This window comes from Mesorhizobium sp. M1A.F.Ca.IN.020.04.1.1 (assembly GCF_003997315.1).
In the GTDB taxonomy this organism is placed as follows: Bacteria; Pseudomonadota; Alphaproteobacteria; order Rhizobiales; family Rhizobiaceae; genus Mesorhizobium.
Genome location: NZ_RZSN01000020.1, coordinates 43,715 through 50,635 on the forward strand (window position 1 = coordinate 43,715; position 6,921 = coordinate 50,635).

Annotated in this window: 6 protein-coding genes and 1 pseudogene; 4 read left to right on the forward strand and 3 right to left on the reverse strand. The window is 59.2% G+C overall.

From position 1 onward, the window contains the following. Positions 1 to 47: 47 nt before the first annotated feature. Positions 48 to 905, reverse strand: coding sequence for a universal stress protein (locus EOA49_RS07145; protein WP_082954130.1), 858 nt, complete (start codon positions 903 to 905; stop codon positions 48 to 50). A 439-nt stretch (positions 906 to 1,344) separates the two neighbouring features. Here EOA49_RS07145 and rnk point away from each other — a divergent pair, with 439 nt between their 5' ends. Together rnk and EOA49_RS07155 are read left to right on the forward strand one after the other, a co-directional pair. After that, entirely contained in the window at positions 1,345 to 1,809 is a 465-nt protein-coding gene (gene rnk / locus EOA49_RS07150; RefSeq protein ID WP_067330551.1) for a nucleoside diphosphate kinase regulator, read from the forward strand. A 159-nt stretch (positions 1,810 to 1,968) separates the two neighbouring features. Continuing rightward, positions 1,969 to 2,532: a nucleoside-diphosphate kinase gene (locus tag EOA49_RS07155; RefSeq protein ID WP_127240008.1), complete on the forward strand. Its 564-nt coding sequence runs from the start codon at positions 1,969 to 1,971 to the stop codon at positions 2,530 to 2,532. Between the two features lie 8 nt (positions 2,533 to 2,540). Here the strand turns inward: EOA49_RS07155 and EOA49_RS07160 are convergent. Beyond that, a pseudogene (locus tag EOA49_RS07160) lies at positions 2,541 to 2,925 on the reverse strand (DUF488 family protein). A gap of 681 nt (positions 2,926 to 3,606) precedes the next feature. Here EOA49_RS07160 and ctaD point away from each other — a divergent pair. Next, positions 3,607 to 5,202 carry a cytochrome c oxidase subunit I gene (gene ctaD / locus EOA49_RS07165; RefSeq protein ID WP_067330541.1) on the forward strand — a complete coding sequence of 532 codons (1,596 nt, stop codon included), beginning with the start codon at positions 3,607 to 3,609 and terminating at the stop codon, positions 5,200 to 5,202. Positions 5,203 to 5,237: 35 nt separating this feature from the next. Then, on the forward strand, positions 5,238 to 5,867 hold the full coding sequence (locus EOA49_RS07170) for a Tim44/TimA family putative adaptor protein (protein ID WP_164746695.1): 630 nt from the start codon (positions 5,238 to 5,240) through the stop codon (positions 5,865 to 5,867). A gap of 121 nt (positions 5,868 to 5,988) precedes the next feature. Here EOA49_RS07170 and EOA49_RS07175 read toward each other — a convergent pair. Further along, on the reverse strand, positions 5,989 to 6,921 hold a 933-nt coding region (locus tag EOA49_RS07175; RefSeq protein WP_348626861.1), incomplete at its 5' end, for a universal stress protein.

Consider the following 6,921-nt stretch of genomic DNA (forward strand, 5'->3'; position numbering starts at 1 on the left):
CGCGGATTCCCAAGACGAACAACGATGATGATCCATGCGGACCTTGATCAACTTCGGATAGGCGGTACCGCAAAAACATCCACGTCGACCGAACGCAGAAGGCTTTCTGTCACGCTTCCCAGAAATAATTTGATGAAGCCCGAACGGCTATGCGTTCCGATCACCAGAAGATCGGGCGCCACCTCGTTAATTGCCTCCATGATCGCCTCGACCGGGCCGCCTTCCCTAATTTGCAGCGACCAATTGTCGACGTCAAAGTCGTTCGCTTCCAGAAATGCTATGAGTTCTTTTTCCACCTGCGAACGTTCTGTCGCCACGTAGCTCGCCAACTCGTCCTTGCCTATTCCGGCATTTGACATTTTTCCCTTGGCGAAGGCATCGAACCCATGGACCAGCGAAAAACTGGCCTCGCCTATCAATCCGGTTTCCTTCGCCGTGCTTATTGCGCGCGCCGACGGCTCGGACATATCCACGGCAGCCATCACTTTTTTGTAGGAATGTTCTACCTCAGCATTCACCATGAGCACTGGGAATTGTCCGGTGCGGATCACACGTTCGATCGTCGTTCCCACAAAGACATCACGGAGCAATTGCTTGCGGTGCGCGCCCATGACAATGAGATCGACCCCGCGCGCCTCGGCCGCATTCAAAATGCCGCGGAACGGATTCCCAGTCACGACTGCGAAATCACATTGGAGTCCCTTCAACTCGGCGATCGAGGTCATTTGTTCTGCAAGATATCTTCGGGCCTCGCGGGTTTCGAGCCGGACTATGGCTGAGGGTTGGTCGTCGTCGACGACATGGACGAGCGTGAGTTCCGCGGCAACGTTCCGGGCCAGAAGGCCGGCCCGCCGCAATGCCCGTTGTGACCGGGTGGAAAAATCTGTCGCCGCAAGGATTTTCATGCCAGGTTCCGTCTTCCTCGTCCATGAGATCACCATCCCCTTCCTTCGGGAGACTTTGGGTAATGATCTAAGTGACGATGGTCTCGTTTGTCCGCCGAGTCACCCCAGGCGCTGGCTCAACTGTTTCAAAGTGCCGCTTTTGGCAGGTCTTGCGGCTGAGCCTGCCATTGTCCGCCTTGACTTCACGAATTACGTCACCAACTATACCTATATGAACGCCGCAGCCAAATTCTGTCGTGATTTTCTTTTCCGGGTTTGCCCCATCGCGGGATCTTAACCCCCGGCCCGGCTGCCAATGCGCCCCGAGCCGAGGGGTAACGCTTAATCGACATGTTAGGATCAGCAGGGCTCCAACCTTTTGGCGCAATGGGATCAATTTCCGAAGTCGCCTGTCCGCCACCTTTGATGGCGGCTGAGCCAGTAGAAATATGAGCATCAGATGCAGAAAAACTCGAAAATCCGGCGCAAGCCGAATATCCGCATCTCGCAGTCGGATCATGCGCGCTTATCGGTGCTCGCGAGCACTTTCGCCGCACGATATCCGGAGGCTTCCGATGAGCTGCTCGCCGAGCTCGAGCGCGCGCGGATCGTCGCCGATGGTTGGGTCTCCGCCGGTACCGTCCGGATGGGTTCAACTGTGACGTTCAAGCCCGACACCGGTGATCGGAGAACGGTAACGCTGGTTTTCCCTGGCGATGCTGACATCTCCGAAGGCAAGGTTTCGATTCTTACACCGATTGGCACAGCCCTGATCGGCCTCTCGGCTGGACAGTCAATCATGTGGACCGCCCGAGACGGGCGCCGGCACGAACTGTTGGTGCTTGGTGTGACCCAGCCCGCCCCGCAAGGTGATGGAGTCAGTCAGCTCGCACCTGCGTCTCCAACGATGGCGGCGAGCGTCTGACATGGGCGTCTCCGTCCGTCTCCTCAATCATGCAGGCAGCTTGATCGCGGGAGTCTGACCCCTGCGCCGGCTCATCTCGGTCCGGCACAGGGGTACTTCCTCACATCCGATCAACTGCAGTTGCCGGATCGCCTTGTGCGGGCCGGCTGGAGACGTACCATGCCCAATATAGACACCTGCCAACTGACCACCAAGGATTACACGATTCTTCAAGTGATACGGGAACGCCATCCGATCCGCGACGAAACCTTCTCGACTATTCTCCAGCGGAAGATTTCGAGCGCAGTTGTCATGTTTCGCGATGACATCCCAGCGAACGTCGTGACACTCAGCAGCCGCGTGGCCTATCGGGTGAACGACGGCCCTGCCGAAACCCGCATCGTCGCACATGACCAGATGCGCGGTCTGGTTGGCATGCTTTTGCCTATCACCAATCCGCGAGGCCTGGCGTTGCTCGGTCTGGCCAAGGGGCAGTCGATGTCCATTCCGACAGCGGACGGGATGCTTGAAACGCTGACGGTGCATGAAGTGGTTTACCAACAAGAAGCCGCAAGGCGCGAGAGACTGAAACTGGCGGGAGTTGCTGCATCGGATTCGCTGCGGCTGGATGGACACGGTCCGCGGGCCGTCCATCGTTCCGATGAACCGCACGACGAAGTTCAGAACAAAGTTGCGGCGGCTTTCAACGCCGGGTTCGACGACCCGGGGCCGTCGGCTGCCTGAGGGCTCGACTATGCCGAAGGCTGTGAAGGCGGGTAGACAAGCATTCCATCGGCTCCTGCCCTCACGCCGTCGGTGAGTTTCGCCGGCACGACCTTGTCATGGCTCATCAGATGAAAAACGGACTCGCCGCGGCTGATCAGGTAGTCCGCGACGATCCTTCTGTGACAGCGCCACCACAGCGCTTCCGAGCACATGACGGCACACTGCCGCTCCCTGCCGAGCGATACAAGCCGGGCCAGGCCGTCATGAAACTCCGCCGACAACGCGTAGTCGGCGTAGTTGTGAAAACTCTGGTTAATCCAGAACGCGTTTAGCTTCTCCCACATGCAGCAGGGCAACGAATTCTGGAATCGACCTGGTCGAGTGACCGATAGTGTAAAACGGATAAGGCACATTTTCTCCCTTGTCGACCCACAGCCAGCCATGTGGCTTCGCGCCTGGGAGGAACGATCATCCACAACGTGTTTAAATCCGTCTCGCGCCTCCTGCAGTCCCTCACTCCCGCGGCATGCTCCCGAATAGATGATTCCGGCGCCTTGCGCGACCTCGAGCCTACCTGACTCAATATCGGGAGCTGCGGCGCCGATGCGGAAATATTGCCGGCATCAGTTGTGCTCCGTCGTGGCTATTTGATTCCTGAGACTCGCCCCCGGCGTGCAGATGTGCGCTCACAGTTGTCTGCGTACAAAGGCGACCGCGGTCTTCCAGACGCTGCCCGAATGACGATTTCAAGCAAGGTGCGGGCGCGATTGATGCCCACCGGCTCGCTTGCAAGAGCAATAAATTTGCACTTACGCGGCATTTAATTCCGTTTGCCTTCCTCTTCCCTCCGTAGCACGTTTGGGGCGGTACGGAGCTGGCGCCTCGGAATGTGGCGGCGGTTTCTTCGGCGGACCGCTGGCCATCGGCTTACGCCCGATCGGCTCCAAAGCCCACGACATTGCGATGGACGCAATGTCACGGACGACTGAAAACACGAAGCAGACAGCGCCTGGTTCTCCGATCGCGGCGGATGAATGCCGTCCCTCGCGAGAGCCATCAGGCTTGCCTGCAATGAAAGGCAGGTAGCGCACCATGTCGAATCCAGCGGCAGCGATGGAAGGCCACAAGCCCCGGTTTCTGGTCAGGTGGCTGTACTCGACCAACCACAAGGACATCGGGACGCTCTACCTGCTCTTCTCGATCTTGGCGGGGATTCTCGGCACCGCGCTTTCGATGCTGATCCGGATAGAGCTCCAGGAGCCAGGGCTGCAGATATTCAGGGATCCGATGGCCTACAATGTCGTGGTCAGCTCCCACGGCCTCATCATGATCTTCTTCGTTCTCATGCCGGCCCTGATCGGCGGCTTCGGCAACTGGATGGTACCGATCATGATCGGCGCACCCGACATGGCGTTTCCGCGCATGAACAATATCTCGTTCTGGCTGCTGGTGATGGCGTTCATCCTCTTCATCACCTCGATGTTCGTGCCGGGAGCGCCAGGCACGCTCGGCCATGGCGGCGGCTGGACGCTCTACCCGCCGCTTTCGACCTCCGGCCAGCCTGGTCCCGCGGTCGATCTCGTCATCCTTTCGATCCACCTTGCGGGAGCGTCATCAATCCTCGGCGCGATCAACTTCATCACGACCATCTTCAACATGCGCGCGCCAGGAATGACGATGCACAAGATGCCGCTCCTTGCCTGGGCGATGCTGGTGACCGCTTTCATGCTGCTGATGTCGCTGCCGGTGCTGGCCGGAGCGATCACGATGCTGCTCACGGACCGCAACTTCGGTACGACGTTCTTCGTTCCTGATGGCGGCGGTGACCCGATCCTCTACCAGCACCTGTTCTGGTTCTTCGGCCATCCGGAGGTCTATATCATGATCCTGCCCGGCTTTGGCATCATCAGCCACGTCATCTCGACCTTCGCCAGGAAGCCAATCTTCGGCTATCTCGGCATGGCGTATGCGATGGTGGCGATCGGCCTGATCGGCTTCCTCGTCTGGGCGCACCATATGTATACGACCGGCATCTCCCTCGACAGCCAGCGCTACTTCGCCTTCGCCTCGATGGTCATCGCCGTTCCCACAGGCGTGAAGGTGTTTTCGTGGCTGGCCACAATGTGGGGCGGATCGATCGAGTTCAAGACACCGATGCTGTGGGCTATCGGCTTCGTCTTGCTCTTCACCGTCGGCGGCGTCACCGGGATCATGGTCGCCAGCCCCGGAATCGACCGCTCGTTGCACGACACCTATTTCGTGATTGCCCACTTCCACTATGTGCTGTCACTGGGCGCGGTCTTCGCCATCTTCGCTGGCTGGTACTACTGGTTCCCGAAGATGACCGGATACATGTACAGCGAGACGCTCGGGAAACTGCATTTCTGGACGATGTTCATCGGCGTCAATCTCGTCTTCTTCCCGCAGCATTTCCTCGGCATGGCCGGCATGCCGCGCCGCTACGCTGATTATCCCGATGCCTTCGCCGGCTGGAATTTCGTCTCCTCGATTGGCTCCTACATCTCGACCGCGGGGCTGTTCATCTTCTTCGTCGCGGTCGCAGAAGCTTTCAGCCGCAAGCGCCCGGCCAGCGCCAACCCGTGGGGCGAAGGGGCGACCACACTTGAATGGCAGCTGCCGTCGCCGCCGCCATTCCATCAGTGGGAAAGGCTGCCCCGGATCCACTGATATGGGCATCTTCGACAAGTCGATGGGTGAATGTCATGAGCGAGACCTCAGACCCGACCAGCCAGATCCTTCTCGTTGCGATTCTCGGGCTTTATTGGGCAATGCTTGGGAGTTGGAGCCAGCTCCTCTCCCGCTGGAACGACGAGAGGGCCAAGCGGGACACTGCAGCGGCGCGGCGGGACGAAAGTGCCGAACACACATCCTGTGCGGACATGTCCCAGGATGCGCTTCGCAAGATCGACCCGGATTTCGATCTCGCGGCATTTCTGGCCGGCGCCAGGAGGGCCTATGAAGCGATACTGCGGGCGTTTGCGGAGAGTGACATCCAGACATTGCAGCGCCTCGTCGGGCCGGAAGTGCTTGATGCCTTCGAACGAGATATCGTCGGGCGGCGCGATCGGCAAGAGATGCTGGAACTCACCTTCATCAGGACAGACGAAACGAAGGTTGTCGATGCTTTCGTGGAGAATGGCACCGCTGAGATAGTTGTTCGATACGTTTCCGACGTAGTCGGCGTTACACGCTCTGCCGACAATGCAGTCGTCGCCGGCGATCCCTGGGAGATCGTTGAGATGATCGATACGTGGACGTTCGCCTGTCAAACCCAGTCAAGGAAGCGGAACTGGATGTTGATCGCCACCGAGGGCGAACAACAACAAGCCTGAGTTCTTGCGATAGGGTCCGGCGGCAGGCTTGTCACGGTTAACGAGCACCAACCCAGCGGGCTGGGATGCGTTCGCGAAATCTGTCAGCAGGTGGGATGCACTCCGCCATCGGTGCCGGCGATCAGTTCGACATGAGCCGGTTCAGCCGATCAGCTTCAAGTAGCGAGCGGGTAGCGCCGCCGAAGATCCACTCCCTGAACCTGCTGTGGCCATAGGCGCCGGATATGACGAGATCCGCGTTCATTGCGCCGGCGACGTCGGCGATCGTTCGGCCATTGGATTTTTCCGGAAACACCTCCGCCTTGGCCTCTACGCCGTGCATGTCCAGGAAGGCGACAACATCGTCCAGCCCGTTCCAGGTTTGGTCAGTTGGGCCATCGTCGATCGTAATGACCCGAACCTCCTGAGCCATCCGCAAAAAGGGCATGGCATCTAGAACCGCGCGCCTGGCTTCACGCGTGTCCTTCCATCCGACCAGAACCTTGTTGATGCGGAAATTCTCCTGGTTGGTCGCTGCCACAAATACGGGCCGTCCGGCCTGAAGGATCAGATTGCCGAGGTCGGTCGACCGATACGCGTCGTCGAAACTGGCACCCTCCGGCGATGCTGTGACGATGACATCGGCCAACCGCGCCGATTCAATTAGCGAGCGGGTCGGATTGCCCACGGTCCCACGCCATTGCGTATGAACCGTCGTGCCAGCAATGCTTTCGAACTGCGCGTGGAGGTCCTCGAGCCGTCGCTTGATGTTCTTGCGCTGGCGCATCATGCTCTCGCCTTCGAAGGCCATTCCACCTTCCATTACAACCGGCGGCGGAACGTCGGCGGCCGACAGACCTATCAGGCGCGCGTCGAAGCGCTGGGCGAGATCGACTCCGAGCTTGACAACAGGAGCGACCATCCCGTCGACGTCGAGGTTGAGAACGATCGACTTGTAGCCCATGTTGGCTTTCCTTCCGTTGGTTGATCGCGGCGCCGGAACGCAAACGTCAACAGGGCCCGCCGCGAGATCCGGCAAGGTTTCAACAACCTCAAGGACGAACGATGGTTGGAG